Source organism: Priestia sp. FSL R5-0597 (assembly GCF_038006305.1).
In the GTDB taxonomy this organism is placed as follows: domain Bacteria; phylum Bacillota; class Bacilli; order Bacillales; family Bacillaceae_H; genus Priestia; species Priestia zanthoxyli.
In genome coordinates this window covers 65,942-92,500 of record NZ_JBBOUZ010000001.1, presented here as the reverse complement: position 1 = coordinate 92,500, position 26,559 = coordinate 65,942, and the positions used below count along the sequence as shown (strand labels likewise).

The following is a 26,559-nucleotide window of genomic DNA, read 5'->3' as shown; positions in this document are numbered from 1 at the left end:
CCAGCTATCTCCAGGTTCGATTGGAATTTCTCCGCTACCCACACCTCATCCCCGCACTTTTCAACGTGCGTGGGTTCGGGCCTCCATTCAGTGTTACCTGAACTTCACCCTGGACATGGGTAGATCACCTGGTTTCGGGTCTACAACCACATACTAAACGCCCTATTCAGACTCGCTTTCGCTACGGCTCCGCCTTATCAGCTTAACCTTGCATGGGATCGTAACTCGCCGGTTCATTCTACAAAAGGCACGCCATCACCCATTAACGGGCTCTGACTACTTGTAGGCACACGGTTTCAGGATCTCTTTCACTCCCCTTCCGGGGTGCTTTTCACCTTTCCCTCACGGTACTGGTTCACTATCGGTCACTAGGTAGTATTTAGCCTTGGGAGATGGTCCTCCCAGCTTCCGACGGAATTTCACGTGTTCCGCCGTACTCAGGATCCACTCAAGAGGGAACGAAGTTTCAACTACAGGGTTGTTACCTTCTTCGACGGACCTTTCCAGGTCGCTTCATTTACTTCGTTCCTTTGTAACTCCGTATAGAGTGTCCTACAACCCCAAGAGGCAAGCCTCTTGGTTTGGGCTAATTCCGTTTCGCTCGCCGCTACTCAGGAAATCGCATTTGCTTTCTCTTCCTCCGGGTACTTAGATGTTTCAGTTCCCCGGGTCTGCCTTCAATATCCTATGTATTCAGATAAAGATACTGTTCCATTACGAACAGTGGGTTTCCCCATTCGGAAATCTCCGGATCAAAGCTCACTTACAGCTCCCCGAAGCATATCGGTGTTAGTCCCGTCCTTCATCGGCTCCTAGTGCCAAGGCATTCACCGTGCGCCCTTTCTAACTTAACCATTAGCGAATAAATGGTACAACATAAAGTTGTGTTATTTATTGGTTTGATTAAAGAAAAGTTTCACTTTTCCTCAGCAATTACTGTTATCTAGTTTTCAAAGAACAATCGCAACCAAAATTCTTCTTATCTAATAAGAAGAAAGTAGTGTGCTTTCTATAATTGAGAGATTGAACTCTCAAAACTGAACAAAGTGTCAAAACGTACGTCATGTAAAAATCCTTAGAAAGGAGGTGATCCAGCCGCACCTTCCGATACGGCTACCTTGTTACGACTTCACCCCAATCATCTGTCCCACCTTAGGCGGCTAGCTCCTTACGGTTACTCCACCGACTTCGGGTGTTACAAACTCTCGTGGTGTGACGGGCGGTGTGTACAAGGCCCGGGAACGTATTCACCGCGGCATGCTGATCCGCGATTACTAGCGATTCCAGCTTCATGTAGGCGAGTTGCAGCCTACAATCCGAACTGAGAATGGTTTTATGGGATTGGCTTGACCTCGCGGTCTTGCAGCCCTTTGTACCATCCATTGTAGCACGTGTGTAGCCCAGGTCATAAGGGGCATGATGATTTGACGTCATCCCCACCTTCCTCCGGTTTGTCACCGGCAGTCACCTTAGAGTGCCCAACTAAATGCTGGCAACTAAGATCAAGGGTTGCGCTCGTTGCGGGACTTAACCCAACATCTCACGACACGAGCTGACGACAACCATGCACCACCTGTCACTCTGTCCCCCGAAGGGGAACGCTCTATCTCTAGAGTTGTCAGAGGATGTCAAGACCTGGTAAGGTTCTTCGCGTTGCTTCGAATTAAACCACATGCTCCACCGCTTGTGCGGGCCCCCGTCAATTCCTTTGAGTTTCAGTCTTGCGACCGTACTCCCCAGGCGGAGTGCTTAATGCGTTAGCTGCAGCACTAAAGGGCGGAAACCCTCTAACACTTAGCACTCATCGTTTACGGCGTGGACTACCAGGGTATCTAATCCTGTTTGCTCCCCACGCTTTCGCGCCTCAGCGTCAGTTACAGACCAAAAAGCCGCCTTCGCCACTGGTGTTCCTCCACATCTCTACGCATTTCACCGCTACACGTGGAATTCCGCTTTTCTCTTCTGCACTCAAGTTCCCCAGTTTCCAATGACCCTCCACGGTTGAGCCGTGGGCTTTCACATCAGACTTAAGAAACCGCCTGCGCGCGCTTTACGCCCAATAATTCCGGATAACGCTTGCCACCTACGTATTACCGCGGCTGCTGGCACGTAGTTAGCCGTGGCTTTCTGGTTAGGTACCGTCAAGGTACGAGCAGTTACTCTCGTACTTGTTCTTCCCTAACAACAGAGTTTTACGACCCGAAAGCCTTCATCACTCACGCGGCGTTGCTCCGTCAGACTTTCGTCCATTGCGGAAGATTCCCTACTGCTGCCTCCCGTAGGAGTCTGGGCCGTGTCTCAGTCCCAGTGTGGCCGATCACCCTCTCAGGTCGGCTATGCATCGTTGCCTTGGTGAGCCGTTACCTCACCAACTAGCTAATGCACCGCGGGCCCATCTGTAAGTGATAGCCGAAACCATCTTTCAATCATCTCCCATGAAGGAGAAGATCCTATCCGGTATTAGCTTCGGTTTCCCGAAGTTATCCCAGTCTTACAGGCAGGTTGCCCACGTGTTACTCACCCGTCCGCCGCTAACGTCTTAGAAGCAAGCTTCTAATCAGTTCGCTCGACTTGCATGTATTAGGCACGCCGCCAGCGTTCATCCTGAGCCAGGATCAAACTCTCCGAAGAAATGTTTGACTTGCTCAATTTAAAAAATAAAAATTAACGTTGACGTTTGTCGCTTTGTTCAGTTTTCAAAGTTCAATCGCCGCTCTTAAGCGACTTTACTATCTTATCAAGTTATCAACGTAATGTCAACAACTTTTTTTATTTCTTTTTGTTGTTTTCGCTTATCTGCGTTAGCAACAGATATAAATATACCAAATCGTTTTCATAAAAACAAGAGGTAAATTAAAAGTTTAAATTTTCTAATATTAACACCTAAAAAAAGATGGCCGTAGCCATCTCTTTTTTTAGCGTTGACGCATATGTGGGAATAATAGCACATCACGGATTGACGGTGCATTTGTTAGTAACATAACAAGGCGGTCAATACCGATTCCTAGACCACCTGTAGGTGGCATACCGTATTCTAATGCCTCAATGAAGTCATCATCCATCTCATGTGCTTCATCGTTTCCTTGTTCTTTCTCTTTCAACTGAGCTTCAAAGCGCTCACGTTGGTCAATTGGATCATTTAGCTCTGTAAATGCGTTCGCGTGTTCACGCGCCACGATAAACAGCTCAAAACGGTCAGTAAAACGCGGATCTTCCGCATTTTTCTTAGCAAGTGGAGAGATTTCTACAGGATGTCCGTAAATGAACGTCGGTTGAATTAACTGCTCTTCTACTTTTTGTTCAAAGAATTCATTTACAATATGTCCATATTGCATATGTTCAGTGATTTCTACCCCGTGTTCTTTTGCTAAAGCACGAGCTTCTTCAACAGATGTTTCTCCCCAGAAGTCTACGCCCGTATATTGTTTAATAGCATCGACCATATGAAGTCTTGTCCATTCTGGCGTTAGGTCTACCTCTTGATCACCATACTGAATCTTTGTTGTGCCAAGTACTTCTTGCGCAATGTGTGCAATTAAGTTCTCTGTTAAAGCCATGATATCTTTGTAGTCCGCATACGCTTCGTACAATTCGATCATTGTAAATTCAGGATTGTGACGTGTAGATACACCTTCATTACGGAATACACGGCCAATTTCATATACTTTTTCTAATCCACCTACGATTAAACGTTTTAAATGAAGTTCAATCGCAATACGCATATAAAGTTCCATATCAAGCGCATTGTGGTGTGTCACAAACGGACGAGCTGCTGCTCCACCTGCGATTGAATGCATCATCGGTGTTTCAACTTCTAAGTATCCGTGATTATCTAAGTAACGGCGCATCGATTGAATAATGCGGCTTCTTGAGATAAATGTTTGTTTACTTTCTGGGTTTGTAATTAAATCTAAGTAACGTTGACGGTAGCGCTGTTCAATATCTTTTAAACCATGATATTTATCTGGAAGTGGACGAAGCGCTTTTGTTAGTAACGTGAAATCTTTTACTTTAATAGAAAGTTCGCCAACTTTTGTTTTGAATAAAACACCTTCAACCCCTACCAAGTCACCGATATCTACGCTGCTGAAGATTTCGTACTGTTCTTCGCCAATTGCATCTTTACGTACATAAAGCTGAATTTGTCCTGTTAAATCTTGAACGTGAGCGAAACCTGCTTTTCCTTTTCCACGCTTTGTCATAATACGACCAGCTAGTGACACAGGCACTTCATTTTCTTCTAACTGTTCTTTTGTTAACTCGTCATACTCACTAATTAATTGCTGTGATGTATGTGTACGTTCAAAACGTTGACCAAACGGATCAATACCCTGATCTCGTAGGTTGCTCATTTTTTCGCGACGAACGAGAAATTGATCATTTAATTCTTCATGACTCATCGTTTACTCATCTCCATCGTATAATTAAGTTTTCCGAAACAGAAAAAAGGCCAGCATGTTTACTGGCAACTACTACGTTTCTTTAAAATTATTATAGGTTCAGTCGTTTCTCTATGTCAAATCGCTTTATTCTTGCTTCGCTTCTCTTTTTCTTCGATTTCTCTAACAAGCTACCGAATAAACCAACAACCTGCGAACCCAAACCTTAAAGTTTTCACTGTGAACTCTACTTTACGCCAATATAAAAATGAATCAACTAATAAGATTCATTTTTACTTATGTAAATCATTCCTATTATTTTCGAACATATCTAGTATATCAGTTGTTTGCTCTCGAAATAATTTTACATCTTTTAAATCCGATAACCGTTTTGTGATGGTTTCAACTTTTTCTTCTGCTACAGGGAGAATAAGAGATGGAGCTAGTTCGTTCAGAGGAACCATCACAAACGCCCGTTCAAACATTCGGGGATGAGGGACGTTCAGCCTATCCGTATGAATGATTTCATTACTATAAAGTAAGATATCCAAATCAAGGGTTCGAGGTCCCCATACAATCTCTCTTTTTCGACCTGCCGCTTGTTCAATGGCTTGCAAACAATCTAAAAGTTGCTCTGACGAATACGTTGTTTGTATTTTTACTACCATGTTTAAAAAGCTTGCTTGATTCGTATACCCGACCGGGGCCGTTTCATAAACAGATGAAACAGCCACTACCTTAACCTCAGAATGTTTCATCAAGCCAGTAACTCCCGACTTCAAATGTTCCATTCGATTTTCAATATTTGATCCTAATGCAATATATGCTTCTGTTGTCATTCAACGGCTCCTTTTAATTTCAATAGCTACCGATTGATAATAACCGGGAATTGGCGGATCAGGCTTATATACCTTTACTGTACAAGCCTGCACGAGTTCGTAATTAGCAAGCAATTCAGATGCAATCGTTTCGGCCACCGTTTCAACTAACTTGAACGTGCGCTTCTCTACAACTTCCTGGCATGTTTGGTATAAATCTGCATAGCTCACCGAGTATTCTAAATTGTCCGTAGTACCAGCTTGTTTTAAATCTAGTTCTACAGTTAAATCCACGTGAAAACGCTGCCCTAATTTATTTTCTTCTGGAAATACACCATGATATCCATAGAAACGCATATCATTCACATAAATTTTATCCATCTTTAGCCTCTCCTTTCGCTTTTATACATGTAGCTCGCGTCGACTCATTAGCGACATCGTGTAAGAGCGATACTCTTTTTGCAACTGAGCTGTTAACGTATGGTCTCCGACTGAAAACTTCTTATCCTTTATACTTCGAAGAGGTACGATTTCTTGAATGGAATTTGTAACGAAAGCTTCATCACTCTCCAAAAGCTGTTCCGCCGTAAATAAACCTTCTACAACTTCTATGTTTTTCTTTTTTAAAAGCGTAAAGATAAACTGTCTCGTAATTCCATTTAAGATACCTGTTTCAAGAGACGGTGTATATACACAATCATCTTTTACAAAAAATAAATTGGACACAATACCTTCGGCTAAGAACCCTTCTTTTGTTAAAAAAATACCCTCTTTATTTAAGTCTGAACCAACTTCTCGCTTAGCCAGTACATTGTTTAAATAATGATGAGACTTCAACCTCACGGTTCCTTCGGGCGTATTTCGCTTTGTCTCAAGAATAAGCCCCTCTTTTACAAGGGGGCTCGATGGATGAGGCATTGATTTCATGTATACAATTGTAGATGGCTTGTCGTATTCTTCCACTTGCAGTCCAATTCCGCCATTTCCTGCTGAAACATTTAATCGAACATACGCATTTCTCTCATTGTTTTTCATTAACAGACTATTAATAATTGCCAACACGTCCTGTGTGGAGTAGTCCCATACAATATTTAATTCACGTAAGCTGCTACGCAGTCGATCCAGATGGTCTTCCACTAAAAATGGATGACCATCATAAACTCGTAGCGTTTCAAATAGCCCTAGACCATACATATATCCGTGATCAAACGGAGAAATAGTGGCTTCAGACGCAGGCTTTACTTCACCATTGACGTATATATACATATCATTACACTCGCTTTTTTTCGTAAGTTTCAATAAAATTCTTCAGCATTTCTTTACCGTAAGAAGTCATGATAGATTCAGGGTGGAACTGTACCCCTTCAATAGGTAATGATTTATGGCGAATCGCCATAATTTCATCTTCTGCTGTCCACGCTGAAATCTCAAAGCAATCCGGCAGTGAACTTTTTTCTACAATCAAAGAATGATATCGAGTTGCCGTGAACGGATTATCAAGACCTTTAAAGATAGTACGGCCATCATGATGCATTTCAGATGTTTTACCGTGCATTAATTTATCCGCACGAATCACATTCCCTCCAAAAGCTTGCCCAATCGACTGATGCCCTAAGCATACGCCGAATATTGGAATCTTACCTGCAAAATACTCGATGGCTTCTAAACTGATTCCCGCTTCGTTAGGACTACAAGGTCCCGGGGAGATCATCAAGAAATCTGGATTTAGCACTTCAATTTCAGAAAGTGTAATTTCATCATTTCTTTTTACAAGAAGCTCATGCCCTAGCTCACCTAAATACTGTACTAAATTAAACGTAAAAGAATCATAATTATCAATCATTAATATCATCTTTACTCACCCTCACTCAGCTCATTTTCGCTCTGCTCTTTTGCTTTCCATAGTGCAATTGCTTTTTTCAGTGATTCTTTGTATTCGTGTTTCGGATTTGAATCAATTACAACACCCGCACCAGCCTGCACATAAGCTTGGCCGTCTTGAATAATCATAGTGCGAATCGCAATATTTAATTCCATATCTCCATTAAACCCAATCCAACCAATCGATCCTGTATAAATTCCTCGCCTTACAGGTTCAAGTTCTTCAATGATTTCCATTGTACGAACTTTAGGCGCTCCAGTAATCGTTCCTCCAGGAAAAACCGCATCTACAATATCTACAAAATCTTTATTGCGCGCGAGCTTGCCTTTTACATTAGACACAATATGCATCACATGTGAATACTTTTCAATAACCATAAACTCGTCAACATGAACGGTACCATAGTCGCTTACTCTACCAAGGTCATTACGCTCCAAATCAACAAGCATCACATGCTCTGCACGCTCTTTTTCGTTATGAATAAGCTCATCCGCTAACTGTTGGTCTTCTTGATCATCCTTACCGCGAGAGCGCGTTCCCGCAATTGGTCTCGTACTGATTTCGTCACCGGCTTTTTTCACTAATAGTTCTGGTGAACAGCTCACAATGTGAAATTCTTCTGTCTGCATATAAGACATATAAGGAGACGGGTTGATTTTTCGTACCTGTTCGTAGATATGCATAGGATGAGTTTGAAGCTGTTGAGACTGTCGAACAGATAAGTTCACTTGAAACACATCGCCTTGACCGATGTACTCATGTACGCGAGTTGTGGCATCTGAAAAAGCAGCTTCAGACATTGAAACCTCACTCTTTTCGGCAACACGATGAATACGCTCATATGAGAGCCCTTCAGCACTTGCCTCCATCCAGTCCTTTTTGTATTGATCAATACGCTTATGTGCCTGCTCTTTACAATCTGCTTCATCGTTAACGATAATCCAGAGCTTTTCCTTTTCTTGATCGTATACAAATACGTCATCGAAAATAAGGAAATAAACGTCCGGCGTTTTCAATGAATCTTCAGCAAGATCAGGTATGGTTTCTACATAGCGGATATAATCATAGCTAATAAAGCCAATTGCTCCACCTTGAAAAGGAGGAAGATCTGGATTCACCTCTGCTTCAAACTTCTTCATCCAGTCTCGCATAAGATGAAGCGGATTACCTTTTTGAACAGTAGCTTGGCCATCCGTTTTGATATGAAGCTCGTTTTGTTCGCCTCGCAAAATGGCTACAGGTTTTAATCCCATCATTTGAAACTTTCCGCCTCGACCGCTTTCAAGCAGGATATGATTCGGTTCCTCTTTTGACAACTCTTGATATTTTTTGAACCATTGGTTTTTAGAGATAGAAATAGATTCGCCCCAAGTCATTCTTTGCTGCATTTGTTCACTCTCCTAAAAATAAATCACCTGCTTTCATTTTACATGATTCTCAGATGAAAAAAAACAGCTTCATATAGAAGCTGTTCTTTTATGGTTTTTATGCTTGTGTTTGTTCCTCGAATTGGAACAATGGAGTACTTAAGTAACGCTCACCGTTACTTGGAATAATCGCTAACACTTTTTTACCTTTTCCTAGCTGTTTTGCAGCTTTTAACGCAGCATAAATCGCAGCCCCAGAAGAGATACCTACTAGTACGCCTTCTGTTTTTGCTACTTTACGTGCATATTCAAAAGCTTGGTCGTTTTGAACAGCGACAACTTCGTCATATACTTCCGTGTTAAGCGTATCCGGAACAAAGTTTGCACCGATTCCTTGAATTTTATGAGGTCCTGGTTGACCACCACTTAAGATCGGAGAATCAGCTGGCTCTACCGCATAAATTTTGATGTTTGGATACTTTTCTTTTAATACTTCGCCAGCACCTGTAATAGTACCGCCAGTACCAATACCTGCCACAAATCCATCTAGCTGATCGCCAAACTGCTCGATGATCTCTTTAGCCGTTGTTTGACGGTGCACTTCTGGGTTAGCTTCATTTTGGAACTGCTGAGGAATAAAGTAGCCGTGCTCTTTTGCAAGCTCAGTTGCTTTATTAACCGCACCTTTCATTCCTTCTGGACCTGGTGTTAACACTAACTCTGCACCGTACGCACGAAGCAGATTACGACGCTCAATACTCATCGTTTCAGGCATTGTTAAAATAGCACGGTATCCTTTTGCTGCAGCTACCATTGCTAAGCCAATTCCTGTGTTACCGCTTGTTGGTTCAATGATGGTGTCTCCAGGCTTTAATACACCTTTTGCTTCAGCATCTTCGATCATTGCTAATGCGATACGATCTTTTACGCTGCTTCCTGGGTTCATAAATTCTAATTTTAAATATACATCCGCCATATCTTCTTCAACTAGACGGTTTAGTTTTACGATTGGTGTTTGACCAATTAACTCTGTAATTGAATTTGCAATACGTGCCATATGACCACTCCTAATACCAACTAATTTTATTGATTTTGTATACAATTTATCAGATGTTTTCTAAATTGTCAATCATTTTGTCTTTCCATTTACCTATTTTTGTTATATTTTTAGATCAATATATACATAAATAGGACTTAACACTTATAAAAAAAGGCGTTCATTTATAAAATGACGCCTTTAAAGAATCTTTTATTTCATTTAAATTGCTTGTTCTTTCATTTCTTCTAGCTGCTTTTTATCAAAACGATAGGTTTCATTACAAAAATGACACTGTGCTTCAGCTTGGCCGTCTTCCTCAATCATCGATTGAATCTCTTCTTTTCCTAAGCTGATAATGGCATTAGCAATTCTTTCTTCTGAGCACTGACATTTGAACTCTACAGGCATTGTCTCTAGAAACTTTACGTTTTCTTTTCCAAGAACTTCTTCTAAGATTTCCTCAGGAGAAAGACCTTTTTGGATCAGTTTTGAAATGGGTTCAATCGTTTGTAAACGTTGTTCAATAGCTGTAATCGTTTGATCATCTGTTCCTGGCATAAGCTGAATGATAAATCCACCCGCAGCTAAGATTGTGTTATCAGGGTTAACAAGTACACCTACACCTACTGAAGATGGAACTTGCTCAGATGTCACGAAATAATACGTGAAATCCTCTCCTAATTCTCCCGATACGATAGGTACTTGTCCATTAAATTGATCACGCATCCCGATATCTTTTACAACACTCAGCGTACCATCTGTACCTACAGCACGTGCTACATCTAATTTTCCATGCTGATTTAAATCGAAGTGCGTTTGCGGGTTCGTTACATATCCACGCACTTCACCCTTGGCATTGCTGTCTACTAAGATAACACCAATTGGGCCGCGGCCTTCAATTTTAATTGTTAGCTTTTGCTCACCTTTTAGCATAGCCCCCATCATAACTCCCGCAGTCATTGAACGTCCCAATGCTGCAGAGGCTGTAGGCCATGTATAGTGACGGCGCTGCGCTTCTCCAACTGTATCCGTTGTTTTTACCGCATAAGCGCGAACTTGACTATTGTAAGCTAGTGCTTTTACTAAATAGTCGCCCATAATATACACCTCTTACTCCATATTTTTTGTATAGATTATTTGTAATCCTTTTAAAGTCAAAAATGGATCCACAATATCAATAATATCCGACTCTTTAGCAATCAATGTTGCGAGTCCTCCAGTAGCAATAACTTTAGGATTTACTGTTGCTTGCTCTTTCATTCTTGCTACAATTCCTTCTACTTGTCCAACGTATCCATATAAAATACCTGCTTGCATCGCAGATACTGTATTTTTCCCAACAATGCTATTTGGTCGCGCAATTTCAATACGCGGAAGCTTAGATGCTCTTGAATAAAGAGCTTCTGTCGAAATATTAATACCAGGGGCAATTGCACCACCCATATATTGCTTATTTTCATCAATGTAGCAATATGTGGTTGCGGTACCAAAATCAACGATAATTAAAGGGCTTCCGTACAGCTGAATTCCAGCAACAGCATTGACAATACGGTCTGCTCCCACTTCACGTGGATTTTCATATTTAATATTTAAACCCGTCTTAATTCCAGGACCAACAACAAGCGGCTTTAAATGAAAATACTTTTGACACATTCTCTCCAATGCAAACATAATAGGAGGAACAACAGAGGAAATAATAATACCATGAATATCTTTAAAAGATAAACTAACGTGCTCAAGCAAGGCTTTGATTGTCATGCCATACTCGTCTTCTGTTTTATTACGGCTTGTTTCTACACGCCAATGGTACTTTAATTCATCTCCATCGTATACACCTAATACCGTATTGGTATTTCCAACATCTAATACAAAAATCATTTCAATCACCACTTTATTTAAATTCAGTATTCACACTGAAACCATCATACCATAACTGGTAAATAGACGTGTATATTCTAGATAAAATAGGAATATAATGACACAATTCTCTAGTGGATATCCTACTTATCCACTATATATATGAAAAACTTTTTGCCAAACCTAACTTCTACCAAATAAAAAAGATCAGTGGAGATTGTCTCCACTGATCTTTTTTGGTCTTATGCTTTTGGCTCTTCATCGTCTGTCTTTGTTTGGATGTTTACTTTAACATCTTCATCTGTTACGTGACTAGAACGGTCTGGAAGAGTTCCATGATCTACTAAGTGGTTGATCTGCTCAGCGTCTAACGTTTCTACTTCTAACAATGTTTGAGCTACAAGCTCTAACTTGTCACGGTTTTCCGTTAAGATCTGCTTCGCACGCTCATAGCTTTCTTTAATGAAACGTTGGATTTCATTATCAATTTCATGAGCAATCGCATCACTGTAGTTTTGTTCACTGTGTAAATCACGACCTAAGAATACTTGGCCTTGTTGTGATTGACCGAATTGCATTGGTCCTAACTTTTCACTCATACCGTATTCTGTTACCATTTTACGAGCGATGCTTGTTGCACGCTGGAAGTCATTGTGAGCACCTGTACTCACTTCGCCGAAAATAATTTCCTCAGCTACGCGACCACCAAGCAATCCAACAATTTTATCCAGCAGCTCTGGCTTCGTCATAAAGTAGCGATCTTCTTTTGGTAACATAACAGCATATCCACCAGCTTGCCCACGTGGAACAATGGTTACTTTATGTACCATATCAGCTTCGTCTAATACGACACCGATAATTGTATGTCCTGCTTCATGATAAGCAACAATATTGCGTTCTTTTTTAGAAATAACTCGACTTTTCTTAGCTGGACCTGCAATTACGCGGTCTGTTGCTTCGTCAATATCGACCATTTCAATTTTCTTTTTGTCCTGTCTAGCAGCTACTAAGGCAGCTTCGTTTAACAAGTTTTCTAAATCTGCACCTGAGAAACCTGGCGTACGCATAGCAATTGCTTTTAAGTTTACTGATTCATCTAAAGGCTTATTGCGAGCATGTACTTTAAGCACTGCTTCACGGCCATTTACATCTGGACGATCTACCGTAATTTGACGGTCGAAGCGGCCTGGACGTAATAACGCTGGATCTAAAATATCCGGGCGGTTTGTTGCTGCAATAATAATGATACCTTCGTTAGCACCAAAACCATCCATCTCAACAAGCAACTGGTTCAATGTTTGTTCACGCTCATCGTGTCCACCACCAAGACCTGCGCCACGTTGACGACCTACAGCATCGATTTCATCAATAAAGATAATACATGGAGCATTCTTCTTCGCATTTTCGAATAAATCACGAACACGAGAAGCACCGACCCCAACAAACATTTCAACAAAGTCCGAACCACTGATAGAGAAGAAAGGAACGCCTGCTTCACCAGCAACAGCTCTTGCTAATAATGTTTTACCAGTACCAGGAGGTCCCACAAGTAAGACACCCTTCGGAATTCTTGCACCTAGCTCTGCGAATTTACGAGGATCTTTTAAGAACTCAACAACTTCCACAAGTTCTTGCTTTTCTTCGTCTGCACCAGCTACGTCTTTAAATTTAACCTTTTTCTTTTCTTCGCTGTAAAGCTTAGCCTTACTCTTACCGAAGTTCATAACACGACTTCCGCCGCCCTGAGCTTGGTTCAGTAAGAAGAAGAATAGGATGAAAATAATAACAAACGGAATGATTGACGTAAAGAACGTTACCCAGCCGCTTGTTTCATCAGCAGGTTTAAAATCAACTTCTACTTGATTATTTTCTGAAGCAGCGTCAATACGATCAAGTGCTTTGTCACCATCTACGATGTAAGTTTGGAACGTTTGATCCTTTTTATAAGAATCTAACTTTCCTTGCACAACATACACGCCTCTTTCAGGCTTCATAGAGAGTGATTTCACATCACCTTTGTCTAAGTGTTGAACAAATGTATCGTATCTCATTGGTTCTGCTTTTTGATTAGAGCCACTAAAGAAGCTTACCACGCCAATAATGACTAAAAATATAAGTAAATAAAAGATGGTATTACGGAAGATCCGATTCATTTCTTACCTCCTCCCACGATAAACAAATACTGTATTCAATACTAACATAGAACATTTATCCTATCCAATAAATTGCACTTGGATATGTGCTTCTTAATTGCTGTATACTTGCGGTTTAAGAACCCCAATATACGGCAGGTTACGATATTTTTCTTGATAATCCAATCCATACCCTACTACGAACGCATCAGGTACTTCAAATCCAACGTAATCTGCTTTAATAGCTGCTTTACGACCTGTTGGTTTGTCTAAGAGTGTGACAATCTTAATTGACTTAGCTTTACGGTACTTGAATAACTCTACAAGATAGCTAAGTGTTAAGCCGCTGTCGATAATATCCTCTAAGATAAGAATGTCTCGACCTTCAACTGATGTATCTAAATCTTTTAGGATTTTTACTTCACCAGAAGAAACCATCGCATTGCCATAACTTGATACATCCATAAAATCCATTTCTAAATATGTATCAACACGCTTAATTAGATCAGACATAAAAGGCATAGCGCCTTTTAGTACACCGATTACCAAAGGAAAACGGTCAGCGTATTCCTCAGATAATAGCTTACCCAATTCTTTTACTTTCTGTTGTATTTCTTCTTCTGAAATCAAAATTTCTTGAATATCCTGCTTCATTCCTTACTTGCCTCCTAGAAGTTTTCGCTACTTATAGTATAAAATAACATATCTGGACTTATGTGTATGCAGTTCATAAGCAGATTTTTTCAAACCAGGTAGCCACAAAATAGTTCCTTGGCTATCTTCCACTACCGGCCAATGATCTCTGAAGTGTAAAGGGATTTTTTCATCGATAAAAATATCCTTTACTTTTTTATGTCCCTTCATGCCCTTTACTCGCATTTTATCGCCATTTTTTCGTGTCCTTACCTTTAATGATTGTAAATCGTGAGCTTCATCTAAAAGAAAAACATCGTTTCCTTTTATATCTTCGACTTTATTATGTATTTCACAAATAAGCTGGTGACCATTTGGAAGCTCAACGACCCCTGGAATCGGAACAATAAATTCATATGGCTCGATGTTCCCCTCATTAAAGGTGAAAAGACAGTCGTTGTAAGATCGGATAATGCGTAAACCATTTGGAAAGTCAAGCGTCCCAGACGGTTTTTCACTTTCACAAAATCCTACTAACGTGTCAACATGCGCTGAGGAAAGGGTTGGAGGAATTTCTTTATAGAGATAGTTTAATATTAGTTGAATACCACGCCTTTGTAAAGGCTTGCGTATCCTTAGAAAACAATCTCTATCAATGAGAATTTCATTTTGCAATTTCTTTCTCATTACTTTATTCATCACATCGGTCGTTAATTCCTCTAAGTATGCTTGATCTTCATGCAAGTTCTCGCTAAATTGTTGAAATTTTTCATGTACAGCGACGTTTTCTTGCTTTAAAAATGGCAAAACGTAATGACGAAACCGATTTCTCGTGTACGAGTCTTTCTCATTACTCGGATCAATTCGAGGTGTAAGCCCATGTAGCTTACAGTAGCGATTGATTTCTTCTTTCGTTACGGCTAGGAAAGGCCTAATAATAAATCCATGCCCATATGGCCGCTTGGGCTGCATCCCTGCGTATCCATTCATCGTACTACCTCGAACCATTCGCATTAACATCGTTTCAATCTGATCATCTCCGTGATGTCCTAATGCAAGAAGGTTTGCTTTGTGCTTCTTCATAACATGAGTAAAAAATGCATAGCGGCATTCTCTGGCAGCTACTTGAGAAGATAGCTTTCTTTCCTTCTGATAGGCAGTAACATCAATCTGCTTCGCCTCACATTTAATATTCAATTGTTTGCAGTAGTTCTGCACATATTCCATGTCTTGCTGTGACTCTTGGCCCCGGAACATATGATCAACATGAGCAGCAATAATCGTAAGAGATTTTTGCTCTTTCAGACTCCATAAGAAATGCAGCAGCGCTAAAGAATCAGGACCACCAGAAATACCTACAACCACCGTAGAGCCTGCGGATAATAACTGATGTTTTGTCATAAAATTGTTCACTTGCTTTTCCATAGGAATGACTCATCCTTATAATGTACACGCAATAATGTATCATTAATTTACTTTATACGAATGACTATAAGGAAAGTTTCACAATTTCTCCAAACTTTATAGCACTTGAATAAATAGATACAAAATATAAATCAACATTAAAGACGTACAAAGTAGTAGCGTCTCTAACACGTGAGAACGCTTCTTCTTTACTTTAACACGAGGGGCAGACGGTTGACGAACGTTTTGAGGCTTTGTTCCTCTACTTTTTGCCCCTCTTCTTTTTTCGATCGATAACACCTCTGTTTTCATTTCTTTAGCTGACTTATACTTTCCCGTAACCGCTTGATACAAAACGTCTCCGAAAGGCTCCAACTGCTTTGTTGTTAATATAAATTGTTTTAATTGTTCAGCCGGTTTGTCTGTTTTATTAATTCGCTTGCCATAAGCCGCGTGAATCAAAACCATAGATACGGCAAACAAATCATAGGTCGGTTCTGCTTTTCGGGAGCCAAGCCCCCAGTGCGCTCGATCATAAAAGTCGGTAAATTCTTTTATTGACCGCCCTTGCAGAGTTGTTCCTCCCACGTCGATCCATCGAACTTTTACAGGGTTAGATGTTACGACCAGGTTTTCGGGTTTTAAATCGCCAAATACCCACCCTTCTTCATGAAGGTTTTCTAAGTCTGTTAAGAGCTGACTTGCAAACACTTGCAACCATTCTGTCCCTCTTGTTGAGATAAAAGAAAGGAGAGGCTGCCCTTTCACATACTCCATTACATAGAAAGAAAGAGCGTGAGAACCATAGCTCCAATCATCTACATCAAGTAAACGCGGTCCTAGCACTTTGTCTTTGACTTGAGACAACTTTTTTAATACATTCACTTCTGCTGTAACGGACATGTTGGAAAAGCTTATTTTTAACGCCGCTAGCGTTCCGTTTACTAATTGGACTAAGTAGACAACTCCAGTTGCTCCCACGCCTAATTTCTCAAGAATTTTATAATGGACGTGATGCCATTTCCCTTGAATTACTGTTCCCGGAGATAGGTTACATACCTGATTCTTCAATGTATTGTTCATTATTTTTTAACAACCCTCTCAATGAGCGCTTTTTGGTGAAATAATGAGTAGCCTCTTTGATAGCCGGTCCAGTAGGCGTAATACCTCCTGCTGTTAGTTTTGGGAAAATCGTTGAAAGCGACTCTAATCTTGGATTCCAGTCCATTAGCTTCTCTACATCTTTCTTTTTCCCAGGAAATAAAAAGATTGAAAATTGATTGTGCCCCATGCGAGCATTCAAGCTTAACGATAAATCTAACAGCGACTCCTTTACAGTAGGGAGCTTATTTTTCATACTTCCGCTCATGTCAACTAAAATAAGAATCTCTAAGTCAACCGTTTCCCCAAGTTCATCAACCACTTCCATGATTTCTCCTCGCTTCTCAGGAGATAACTCTTCTAATCTTGAATTAGAGGAACCTAGAATTTGCTGAAGTTCTTTATTTACAACGCCTTGAAGTGTTTGCGTCATTGCCTGCCTTGTAACCATTTGAACAGTTTGAGACAGCTGTTTTACGTAAACAATTTGACTCACGCCACCGCCTGACATGGCAATGCCTTCTATTTCATTCGTGCTTTGCTCATCAATTGTATCCTCTTCCATCACACCAATAACGTTTACACTAATCCCTTGTTCTTTAGCTAGTGCAGCCATTGCTACCGGATCTTCACCTGTATTTGAACCACCGTCCGTAATGACCAACATCTGTTTCAATGTACCTTTTTTCATAAAAAAATCCCCTCCTCATTATCAGTATTAACATGATAGACGAGGAGGAGATAAAATATACTTCTATCTAACTATTGTGCTTTTTTACGATAAGCGTAAGAAGGAATCGATGACCATTTCGGGGTATTGTGCTGAAGTTTTGCCACAACTACCGTCATATCATCTTCAATTAAACCTGATTTTGTTCGAATAACTTCTTCCATAATTAAGTCTGCAATTTCTTGTGGATCGTTTGTTTGAAGCTCGCCAATTTTTCGCTTCATCCACATTTCGTAGTTCTCAACGTGTTTCGGTCCTTCAAATACACCGTCACTCATCATAATTAACAAGTCTTCCGCCTTCATTTGTTCATTCACAACATCCACTTCAAATTCTTCAATAATGCCCATTGGCAAATTGCTTGCCTGTATTTTAATAACCTTATCTCCGCGTTTGATGAAGCTTGGCGTAGAACCGATTTTCAAGAAGTTTACATTGGCATCTTGTAAATCAATCATCGCTAAATCTAAGGTCGAAAAGATCTCATCGTTTGTACGCAGGGATAAAATAGAGTTAATCGATTTAATTGCAATTGTCTCTTCTATTCCTGTTTGTAAAATTTGTTTTAACAGCTGAAGCGTTTCGCTGCTTTCATAGTGGGCACGCTCTCCATTTCCCATGCCATCACTAATAGCTAGTGCATATTTACCGGCGTTTAGCTCAATCATGGAATAGCTGTCACCGGATACAAACCCTCCGCCTTTAGCAGCATGTGCTACGCCTGTATCAACAACGTATGCTTTTGTACAGCCAAACGAAACGTGGCAATAGCCTTGAGGATATTTAGCACATTCTTCGTTCTTTACTACAATACTTTCACCTAAAATATCCGTAAGCATTGGCGCAATAATTTTCTCGCATTCTCCTCTTCCGTGACAATATGGCACCCACATTTCAATATCTACATTTCCAGGTTCTAAGCTATAAATTTCAATTTGATTGATTTCCATCCCAAAGTTACGAAGAGCTTCTAAAATCTGTTCTTCTTGTACATTTAAATTTTCGCGCTCTCGCTTAATTTCTTTTGCAAAATTCCCCATGACTTCAGAGACACCGTGAAGCTGTTCTGCTACAATCCTTCTACTTTCTTGAATTTGTGCTTTTAAGTGCTGATTGGCTTTAAAATACGTAAGTTCATGCTCAATCACATCGATGACTTTTTTCGATTTCACGCAATGTTTGTCCATTTCTCGAATTAGCCTTGGATTTTGTTCAAGAGTGCCATTATCAACTTCAAGCATAATTTCCTTCATATATTCATAGGTTGTATCAAACTGCTGTGCCCAGCATTGTTCTTTTTTAAAACAAAATTGGCACGTCCTTTCGGTAACGCTGCTTAAGAAATAATCAACTTCTTTATCAGCGCTTGGCTTTTCATCGTAAAATCCATTTTGCGTAAAGCTTTTGGAAAGTGCTTGAAAAACATTTGAAAACTGTTCTACGCGATTTGCTGTTACATCTCGGATCTTACGCACGTACTGCTGTTGTTCAAGCATATTTTCAGATGTCCCTGGTACTAGTTTACTTAAGTTTTTCAAAACAAAAGATGGGGTTAATAAAAATAGGACAACGGCCGTCAGTGATTCATACAAATTAGTCGTCAATCCTTGATCTGCCTGAGCATATAGGCCAATTAGCAATGAACCAACAACCAGCCCTAGAGCTGCCCCTAGCTTTTTACCGTCTTTTAAAAGTCCTCCAAGCAAGCCAGAAAAAGCGAGTAAACTCATTTCGTACAAACTAGAAACATTCGCGAAACTTAAAATTAAACCGGTTACGACCCCGACCGTAGCTCCTATCGTAGGGCCAGATACAAACGCAAAAACTAGTACTAAGTAACGAGATAATATATGTTCAGCCGAAAGGCCGTAAATCATCCACCCTATTGTCCCTGTCATAACAGATGCCAACAAAATAATAAGAGAAATCACTTCTTCTGTTTTTAATGATTGTTTTCGCTTTCGATATGAAATTAAAGGCACGCTTTGTAGGAAAATCATTGTTAAGATAAAGCTCAACCCTGCTTCTACTGCCACAAATGTAAAATCATACATGGTGAATTCCTTGGTAAACACATAAAAGATAGTTAGTTTTGTAAGTAACATCGCGCTAAATACAGTGAACGGCAGTTTCTTTAACGGATCCATTGTCAGTATGCCGCTAAATCGATGAATTAGTAAGAAAACAAATAGTGTAGCAAATACGGTACCTCCATTTTGAATGGAAACACTAAATGCCCCTGCCAATACGGCTAAACTTGCTAACGGTGCTTTTTCTTTCTTTATAGCCATTACGGCTGCAAAGAATGGCAAAGCAAATGGCATGATTTTCATTAAAATTAACGCTCGTCCTAATAAGAAACCTACGACTAGCAGCAATAATCCCCATTGAAATAACACCTTTTCCGTTTTCATACCCGCCTTTGTAAATACACGGGACATTTCTAATCTAGTTCGGTTAAATACCGCCTCTGTTGTTGGACTTGCAAAATCTCTTTCCGTCTTTTGCATTCTCCCACCACCCGCTAATTATACTTATTCGTTATTATATCGCGGCGAAAGGTGAAATTTTGTCAAACGGACTAGCAAAATACCTATAATCGTTCGACTATTTTCTAGTATTATATTGAAAACTATACAAAAAGATGTACAATCTTACATGGAGATTTAAAAAATATGAGAGATACTGTTCGCCCCAGAGAAAGCCTATGCTCATCATTCTTTTTTAAAAGCAAATAAAAGTCTATAAAAATAACAAAAGAGTTATTGACAATAACCCTGCTTTTTTATATTATTATAAATGTCTTTTAGAGAACGTATAATGGCGGTGTAGCTCAGCTGGCTAGAGCGTACGGTTCATACCCGTGAGGTCGGGGGTTCGATCCCCTCCGCCGCTACTCGAATAACGGCCCGTTGGTCAAGCGGTTAAGACACCGCCCTTTCACGGCGGTAACACGGGTTCGAATCCCGTACGGGTCATCAAAAAGCATGTACAACAAGTACATGCTTTTTTTCTACTCTTTTTTACATATAAAAAAAGCACCTTTTAGATAAAAGGTACTTTCCAAAAACTCGCTATCTATTTGATATAAGCAGCAAGTTAACCGCGTTTTGCACCGCGTCCACCGCGTTTTGATTCGGTATGGCGTTTTAGGGAAGATAAACGTTCTTCACTGTCTTTTAAGAAACGATTCATTTTTTGTTCGAATGTTTCTTTTGTACGGAAATCATTACCGCCACCACGATTGTTATTACGTTGTGGGCGTGAATCACGTGGACGGTCTGAGCGTGGCGCTCTTGCAGGACGCTCTGGTCTTTCTGGACGTTCTGGTTTGTCTACCGCTTTCTTAATTGAAAGACCAATTTTACCATCTTTCTCAACGTTAATTACTTTGACTTCAACTTCGTCGCCCACTTTTAAATGGTCGTTAATGTCCTTTACGTAATTATCAGCTACTTCACTGATATGAACCAAGCCTGTTGAACCTCCTGGTAACTCAACAAAAGCTCCAAAGTTCGTAATACCTGTTACCTTTCCCTGTAACTTGCTGCCTACTTCGATTGACATAAAAAAAATGCTCCTCCTTAAATGATAAAAGAAATCAATTTATTATATTATACAAAAAGCAAAAATACACTGTCAACGAACCATACGTTTAGTCTTTTTTTACATTAAAGATAATTTCCCCGTCTTCTGATAAAAAATAATCTCTGCGGGCAATCTTTTTAATATAATCATCGTCATTTAACTTGACGATTTCACCTTTTAACTGTTTTTGCTTGCTTTGTAATTTTGTCAGCTGCTGTTCTAATTTTACCTTCTCAGCTTTTTTGTTCTCAATAGCTGAGGTTTGCGTAATTAAAGCTGATACCATCAATCCACCAATGATTAAGGCCAACACTCCGAAAACAGTCAAACGCCTAATTAAACCGATACGCTTTCGATCTGTATTTTGTTTAATTTGTTCTTGTTTATGGCTATAATCAGTATTTAACTTCGCGACCTTTTTTTTTCGTACCGCACTCATTGAATTAGTCGTCCCCCTTGTTTTTTAAAGTGTTCACCCATGCAACGACTCTCATTATCATATTCTTTGCACGATTGTAAATTCCTTCTATATACCGAAAACCCATATGTAAAAATCGTTTTACAGGTTTAGGCATCATTCTCCAAAATACGAAAAGAACCCACCTAGTCGGTAAGTAAATAAGCTTTAGACAGAATACGAGCAGCTTATGAACAGCTCGGTAGATCCCTAAAGCGACTACAAGTAGAATATGAATAAAGAAGCGGATAGGCTTGACCAAAAAAATATTACTAAGCGTTAAAACACCTCGATATAAACTTAATACGCTCGAGACAGTAAATGTTAATACTTTTAAATACAGTGATTGAAATAAGCTTTGATACGCGGCAAAGCCGCAAAACAAAGCAAGAAACGCATACAAACGCAGTTCTCCTTCATTCACTAAAAACAACACATAAAAAATGAGAAGAGCTTGCACCATCCAAAACAATACGTCATTTACAAATACAAACCATGGGCGTGATTTAGAGCGATTAACAAAGTAACGATAAGTATCGAGAGAAGCACCTAAACCGCTTCCCATCGATACCATCGCAAGCATTGTATAGAGCTGAATGTTTAAACTCATCGAAACAACTTACTAAAGAATCCTTTAGCCTTCTCCGATTGGTTCTCATCTAAGTAAACTATATCAAAGATTTTTCCTTTTATCGATACAATTCCTTGATCAACGTCTAAATTTTTCATTTGCAGATTTTGCCCTCTAACTGACAAGAAACCCATCACTGTTTCAAGTAAAAATTCCTCATTGTCAAAGCTCTCTACCTGCTTCACACCCGTGATATCTAAGAGACGCCGACCCTTCATCACTAAATCATGATTTGGAGTATGGTCTTTGTTTGAATTGCTTGTTTCATAAAATTGGCTCATATCTTCATCCCCACCTCATTCATTAAGAGCATTCGCTCTTGTTATCTGTTGTTTAAAACATATGAATGAGAAAGGTGATTTAGAACAAGCCTTCATCAGTTATACTTCAGATGAAATACGCTCTTCTTTGACAATTGAGTACAAATTAGCTGCTTCTTCTTTTTTAGCTGCTTCTTGAAGAGCCTCTATTTTAACGGTAATTTTCTTCGTGCCAAATGTGATGGCTAATTCATCTCCTACTTTCACATTTGTGCTTGCTTTTGCAACGATACCATTAATCGTAATACGGCCCTTGTCTGATACTTCTTTTGCCAATGTACGGCGCTTAATTAAACGTGATACTTTTAAAAATTTATCTAACCTCATAATTCCCTCACCTTTCTGTTTTACAAACCTGTTTTTTTGGCTTCTTCCCAAAATTCATCTAACTCTTTTAACGAAAAAGATTCAAATGGTTTTTCAGAAGCTCTCACTTTTTCTTCAATATATTGAAATCGATTTAAAAATTTTGTATTCGTTTTAGCTAATGCAGCTTCAGAGTCGATTTTATAAAATCTTGCAATATTCACTAAAGCAAATAAAATATCTCCAAATTCATCACTCATTTTTTCTTTATCAGCATGCTGTACTTCATCTTGGAATTCAGCAAGTTCTTCCTGTACTTTTTCCCACATAGGTTCAACTTCTGACCAATCGAAACCAACTTTTGCAGCTTGTTTTTGGTATCCGTGCGCTTTCATTAAAGAAGGCATAGCCCCAGGTACAGAAGCTAACAGAGAAGAAGGCTCCTCTCCTTTTTCTTCTTTTTTGATTTCATCCCAATTTTTTAAGACCTCATCTGCATCATTCACGCTCACTTCCCCAAATACATGCGGATGGCGTCTTACCATTTTCTCTGAAACACTGCGAATGACGTCATCAATTGAAAACATTCCTTCATCTTCACCGATTTGTGCATGAAGCAATACCTGCAGCAATACATCACCGAGCTCTTCAATCATATTATCGTCATCTTGACGGTCAATTGCATCTAATAACTCATAAGACTCTTCTAGCAAATAGCGCTTGAGCGATTCATGCGTTTGTTTTTGATCCCAAGGACATCCGTTTGGCCCTCTGAGCGTGGCAATAATCCTTCTGAATGAGTCAAATTGATGGTATAAAACCGTTTCGTCCGCTACTGGAGGGACATAAATAGTGGTTAAGTTATTGAGCGACATTTCTCTATCTAATTCATACAGCTTGACCGGCTGGATTTTTTCTTCACTGCTTCCCGCTGCCGTTACAATGTAAACGAGGTAATCATCAGGAACGTGTTCCATCAGCGTTAGTTTTACCTCTGAAGCAACGAACTGATCGTACACTTGAGCAATTAGAACATGACCCGTTAACTCTATTTCGCTTCGCTTTAAGTCTGTTCCGTCTAGCAGCTGAAATCCTTCAATAGGATCGATCTTTAGTGCGCCAAAAATTGGATCTAAGAAGCTTTGTCCCCCTTTAATTTCAACAGGAATGCTGCGTTCTTTTCCTTTTTGTAAAAGTAATTGAACCGTACGTTCTGCCACTAAAGGATGCCCGGGAACGGCATACACCACTTCTTCTACTGAAGCTTTATCGATTAAATCATTTGATATATGTTCATATACCTCTTCAAATCCATCATAAGATTCGTATACGTCATCATAGGATACGTACGTCAAGCCTTCACTTTCTAATTCTTTGATTACAGGATGTTCTTTTGTGCGCATATAAATATGCTTTTCCTGCTGCAGCAAGCGATAGATGCCTACGGGTAGCTGCTCTAAATCGCCTGCTCCTAAACCAATAACTGTTACTTTACCTGTCATTGCTTCACCTTCTTATTTATTTTTTAATACGTATTTAGCTAAAACACTTCCCATTGGAAGTAAACGTAATTCCTCTTCGGTAAAAATATGTTGTTTCATAATGATAAACAAATAAAACAAACCGCCTATTAAAACACCAGATCCTGTTTCAACCACTTGTTTGCTTGTATCTAAACCATTAGACCATACAAAGTGATGTAAACAAAATAAATAGCTTTGCAAAAGAATGACCATTGCTATGCCCGTTATAAAAATACCTCCACTCGCCTTTTTCGGAACGAGCGATACAGCTAGCTTTTTATACAGACAAAATAGATTGATTGCTGCAACAATAGCGAATCCAGCTGAGGAAGCAATGGCTGCTCCTATGGTTTGAAAATCTGGTATTAGCCAAAGATTCAATATCAGTTTAACCGTCATGCCAGCGATGACGGCTATTACAGGTGCGAAAACAGCTCCCATCCCCTGAAGCACAGCTCCAGCAGTTGCTGCTACGGTTGTAAATATAACTAACAAGCTCAAAATTTGTAAAACGTCCGTTCCGTCGGAGTTACTATATAAAAGCATATTAATGGGTTTCATCAGCGCAATCAAGCCAAAGGCTGCTCCAACTCCGACTACAAGCGATAGTCGGAGAGACAGCTGAACTTTTTCAAGCACAAATGACAAGTTCTTTTTCGCAATGGCTGAAGAAATAACGGGTACAAGTGAAAGTGAAAAAGCTGTACCTACTACTGTACCTAATTGAATCAACGGAAGTCCACGGTCATAAATACCTTTTGAAACTTTTGCTGCCTGTTCAGCCATGCCATGCGCCGTCAGACCGGAATATAATGTAAAGGAATCAATAAGCTGAATAAACAGCAGACCCATAGCGCTGATACAAATTAATAAACCTTGAATAATAAGGATTTTCACTACTTTTTTGATGTCTGCTTTTTTTATGCGTTGAAATACTCCCTTAGAATTTGTCTTTGTTCTAAAAACAAATAAACATAAAATAATAAGAGATGTTATACCGCCTGTTATGGAACCAAAAATAGCTCCTGCTCCTGCAGTATAAGGACCATACCCATGGTGGATAAAGAAAATAGATAGGCACAAAATAGTCCCTACTCGAACAATTTGTTCTGCGATTTGAGACAACGCAGTAGGAAACATATTATATAATCCTTGATAATAACCACGAATGACAGCAATAAACGGAATAAGTAAAAACGAAAATGAAATAATTTGAATGAGAAGCGTTAACTGACGATCTCCCATCCACTCGGCAATCGTTTCTGCAAAGATATATTGGAGGGAAAACATTATGCAGCCTACTACAAACAAAAAAGCAAATGAAACTTGAAGTATTCCTCGGATTTCCTTTCTCCGATTTGTTGCCACATAATCGGCTACTAACTTTGAAATAATTACAGGGAAACCGTATGTACCTAGCTGTAGCGCAATTCCATATAGCGGATAAACTTGCTGATAGATATAAAACCCTATATCTCCCGCAATATGGTGATATGGAATACGGTAAGTAGCACTTAAGATTTTCGTAAATAAACCTGCGAGCGTTAAAATAATCGCGCCGTTAAAAATAGAATAGAGCTTTGATTGTTTCTGCATTCCTACACCTTTCACCTGCAGCTTGTAATTATGTGAACAATGCTTTTTATGAGCCGCTAACTGTAGAAGAATAGCGCTTTGTTCTTATAAAACATCCTGCACTTTCCAATAAATAAAATACCGTACCATTATATCATGTTCTCTTTATTTCTAAGGTAAGACAGCATGAAAAAAGGTAGCAGAAACTGCTACCTTTTCAGTAAATAATGTAAAATAAAGATAATTACGCTTACTGCTCCATTTGACGAGATAAGAAGCTAGCTGCCGTTTCGGCTGCTTTATGCTCTACTTCACCAAGAGACTTCTCTTTTGAGAAGATGACAACAGCTCCAATCGGATCTCCATTTGCAATAATCGGACCGATTGTGTAAGAAGAAATATTTTCTTCGTATCCATCGACAAATTCAAGGTTTTTCCCATCAGTTACTAAAGAAGAACTGCGGCTTTCCATAACAGATTCTACTAAAGAACTAATGTTTTTATTTAAGTATTCTTTTTTAGAGCTTCCTGCTACCGCAATAAATACATCGCGGTCACAAATAAGTACAGGATGACCTAAGCTATCGTATAGCGCTTCGCCATACTCTTTTGCAAAATCTCCTAATTCACTAATTGGCGAATATTTCTTTAAAATAACTTCTCCATCGCGATCGACGAAAATCTCTAGCGGGTCTCCCTCTCGGATGCGAAGTGTTCTTCTAATTTCTTTTGGAATCACAACGCGACCCAAATCATCAATACGACGAACAATACCTGTTGCTTTCATTCATTGAAGCCTCTCTTTCATATGATGATT

Annotated in this window: 23 protein-coding genes, 2 tRNA genes and 2 rRNA genes (1 of these 27 running past the window's edge); 2 read left to right on the top strand and 25 right to left on the bottom strand. The window is 39.6% G+C overall.

Annotation, left to right across the window (positions count from 1 at the left end; all coding sequences use genetic code 11):
- The 17 genes from MKX72_RS00505 to spoIIE form a co-directional block, all read right to left on the bottom strand.
- A 23S ribosomal RNA gene (locus MKX72_RS00505) occupies window positions 1-854 on the bottom strand (it extends 2,082 nt beyond the left edge of the window).
- 225 nt (window positions 855-1,079) lie between these two features.
- Window positions 1,080-2,631: ribosomal RNA gene (locus tag MKX72_RS00500) — 16S ribosomal RNA — on the bottom strand.
- Together the 16S and 23S rRNA genes form the textbook arrangement of a ribosomal RNA operon.
- A gap of 284 nt (window positions 2,632-2,915) precedes the next feature.
- Window positions 2,916-4,400, bottom strand: coding sequence for a lysine--tRNA ligase (gene lysS / locus MKX72_RS00495; RefSeq protein WP_013054894.1), 1,485 nt, complete (start codon window positions 4,398-4,400; stop codon window positions 2,916-2,918).
- Window positions 4,401-4,672: 272 nt separating this feature from the next.
- Entirely contained in the window at window positions 4,673-5,218 is a 546-nt protein-coding gene (folK, locus tag MKX72_RS00490; protein WP_033580815.1) for a 2-amino-4-hydroxy-6-hydroxymethyldihydropteridine diphosphokinase, read from the bottom strand.
- Window positions 5,219-5,578, bottom strand: a complete 360-nt coding sequence (gene folB / locus MKX72_RS00485; protein WP_028412654.1) for a dihydroneopterin aldolase — start codon at window positions 5,576-5,578, stop codon at window positions 5,219-5,221. It lies immediately after the preceding gene.
- A 21-nt stretch (window positions 5,579-5,599) separates the two neighbouring features.
- Complete coding sequence (pabC, locus tag MKX72_RS00480) at window positions 5,600-6,463, bottom strand: aminodeoxychorismate lyase (protein WP_033580816.1); 864 nt, start codon at window positions 6,461-6,463, stop codon at window positions 5,600-5,602.
- 4 nt (window positions 6,464-6,467) lie between these two features.
- Window positions 6,468-7,049, bottom strand: a complete 582-nt coding sequence (gene pabA / locus MKX72_RS00475) for an aminodeoxychorismate/anthranilate synthase component II (RefSeq protein ID WP_013054890.1) — start codon at window positions 7,047-7,049, stop codon at window positions 6,468-6,470.
- Between the two features lie 2 nt (window positions 7,050-7,051).
- Window positions 7,052-8,467 (bottom strand): aminodeoxychorismate synthase component I, encoded by a 1,416-nt coding sequence (gene pabB / locus MKX72_RS00470; RefSeq protein WP_028412651.1) that lies wholly within the window; start codon window positions 8,465-8,467, stop codon window positions 7,052-7,054.
- A gap of 97 nt (window positions 8,468-8,564) precedes the next feature.
- A complete protein-coding gene (cysK, locus tag MKX72_RS00465) occupies window positions 8,565-9,503 on the bottom strand; it encodes a cysteine synthase A (protein WP_013054888.1) in 939 nt (312 codons plus the stop codon).
- Between the two features lie 201 nt (window positions 9,504-9,704).
- Window positions 9,705-10,583, bottom strand: a complete 879-nt coding sequence (hslO, locus tag MKX72_RS00460; RefSeq protein WP_028412650.1) for an Hsp33 family molecular chaperone HslO — start codon at window positions 10,581-10,583, stop codon at window positions 9,705-9,707.
- Between the two features lie 12 nt (window positions 10,584-10,595).
- A complete protein-coding gene (locus MKX72_RS00455; RefSeq protein ID WP_013054886.1) occupies window positions 10,596-11,363 on the bottom strand; it encodes a type III pantothenate kinase in 768 nt (255 codons plus the stop codon).
- Window positions 11,364-11,584: 221 nt separating this feature from the next.
- Entirely contained in the window at window positions 11,585-13,495 is a 1,911-nt protein-coding gene (ftsH, locus tag MKX72_RS00450) for an ATP-dependent zinc metalloprotease FtsH (protein WP_013054885.1), read from the bottom strand.
- Window positions 13,496-13,588: 93 nt separating this feature from the next.
- A complete protein-coding gene (gene hpt, locus MKX72_RS00445) occupies window positions 13,589-14,128 on the bottom strand; it encodes a hypoxanthine phosphoribosyltransferase (RefSeq protein WP_028412649.1) in 540 nt (179 codons plus the stop codon).
- Between the two features lie 27 nt (window positions 14,129-14,155).
- Window positions 14,156-15,532 (bottom strand): tRNA lysidine(34) synthetase TilS, encoded by a 1,377-nt coding sequence (tilS, locus tag MKX72_RS00440; protein ID WP_028412648.1) that lies wholly within the window; start codon window positions 15,530-15,532, stop codon window positions 14,156-14,158.
- A 96-nt stretch (window positions 15,533-15,628) separates the two neighbouring features.
- Entirely contained in the window at window positions 15,629-16,594 is a 966-nt protein-coding gene (locus MKX72_RS00435; RefSeq protein ID WP_033580813.1) for a protein kinase domain-containing protein, read from the bottom strand.
- Window positions 16,563-17,303 carry a VWA domain-containing protein gene (locus MKX72_RS00430; RefSeq protein WP_013054881.1) on the bottom strand — a complete coding sequence of 247 codons (741 nt, stop codon included), beginning with the start codon at window positions 17,301-17,303 and terminating at the stop codon, window positions 16,563-16,565. Before MKX72_RS00430 ends, MKX72_RS00435 begins: the two co-directional genes overlap by 32 nt.
- A 71-nt stretch (window positions 17,304-17,374) precedes the next feature.
- Window positions 17,375-19,852, bottom strand: a complete 2,478-nt coding sequence (gene spoIIE / locus MKX72_RS00425; protein ID WP_013054880.1) for a stage II sporulation protein E — start codon at window positions 19,850-19,852, stop codon at window positions 17,375-17,377.
- Between the two features lie 312 nt (window positions 19,853-20,164).
- On the opposite strand from spoIIE, the gene MKX72_RS00420 reads away from it, so the two are divergent.
- Window positions 20,165-20,238, top strand: a tRNA-Met gene (locus tag MKX72_RS00420).
- 10 nt (window positions 20,239-20,248) lie between these two features.
- A tRNA-Glu gene (locus MKX72_RS00415) sits at window positions 20,249-20,320 on the top strand.
- 121 nt (window positions 20,321-20,441) lie between these two features.
- Here the strand turns inward: MKX72_RS00415 and MKX72_RS00410 are convergent.
- From MKX72_RS00410 to spoVT, 8 genes are all read right to left on the bottom strand, one after another.
- Entirely contained in the window at window positions 20,442-20,909 is a 468-nt protein-coding gene (locus MKX72_RS00410) for a S1 domain-containing RNA-binding protein (protein ID WP_013054879.1), read from the bottom strand.
- A gap of 88 nt (window positions 20,910-20,997) precedes the next feature.
- A complete protein-coding gene (locus MKX72_RS00405; protein WP_013054878.1) occupies window positions 20,998-21,369 on the bottom strand; it encodes an FtsB family cell division protein in 372 nt (123 codons plus the stop codon).
- A 4-nt stretch (window positions 21,370-21,373) separates the two neighbouring features.
- The gene (gene yabQ, locus MKX72_RS00400; RefSeq protein WP_028412646.1) at window positions 21,374-21,997 is read right to left on the bottom strand and encodes a spore cortex biosynthesis protein YabQ; all 624 of its coding nucleotides are present in this window, start codon (window positions 21,995-21,997) and stop codon (window positions 21,374-21,376) included.
- On the bottom strand, window positions 21,994-22,299 hold the full coding sequence (yabP, locus tag MKX72_RS00395; protein WP_013054876.1) for a sporulation protein YabP: 306 nt from the start codon (window positions 22,297-22,299) through the stop codon (window positions 21,994-21,996). Before yabP ends, yabQ begins: the two co-directional genes overlap by 4 nt.
- A 99-nt stretch (window positions 22,300-22,398) precedes the next feature.
- Window positions 22,399-22,665 carry an RNA-binding S4 domain-containing protein gene (locus tag MKX72_RS00390; RefSeq protein WP_013054875.1) on the bottom strand — a complete coding sequence of 89 codons (267 nt, stop codon included), beginning with the start codon at window positions 22,663-22,665 and terminating at the stop codon, window positions 22,399-22,401.
- 20 nt (window positions 22,666-22,685) lie between these two features.
- Complete coding sequence (gene mazG / locus MKX72_RS00385) at window positions 22,686-24,146, bottom strand: nucleoside triphosphate pyrophosphohydrolase (RefSeq protein ID WP_028412645.1); 1,461 nt, start codon at window positions 24,144-24,146, stop codon at window positions 22,686-22,688.
- 12 nt (window positions 24,147-24,158) lie between these two features.
- Window positions 24,159-25,763 carry a putative polysaccharide biosynthesis protein gene (locus tag MKX72_RS00380; protein ID WP_028412644.1) on the bottom strand — a complete coding sequence of 535 codons (1,605 nt, stop codon included), beginning with the start codon at window positions 25,761-25,763 and terminating at the stop codon, window positions 24,159-24,161.
- A gap of 229 nt (window positions 25,764-25,992) precedes the next feature.
- Window positions 25,993-26,529 (bottom strand): stage V sporulation protein T, encoded by a 537-nt coding sequence (gene spoVT, locus MKX72_RS00375; protein ID WP_028412643.1) that lies wholly within the window; start codon window positions 26,527-26,529, stop codon window positions 25,993-25,995.
- Between the last annotated feature and the right edge of the window lie 30 nt (window positions 26,530-26,559).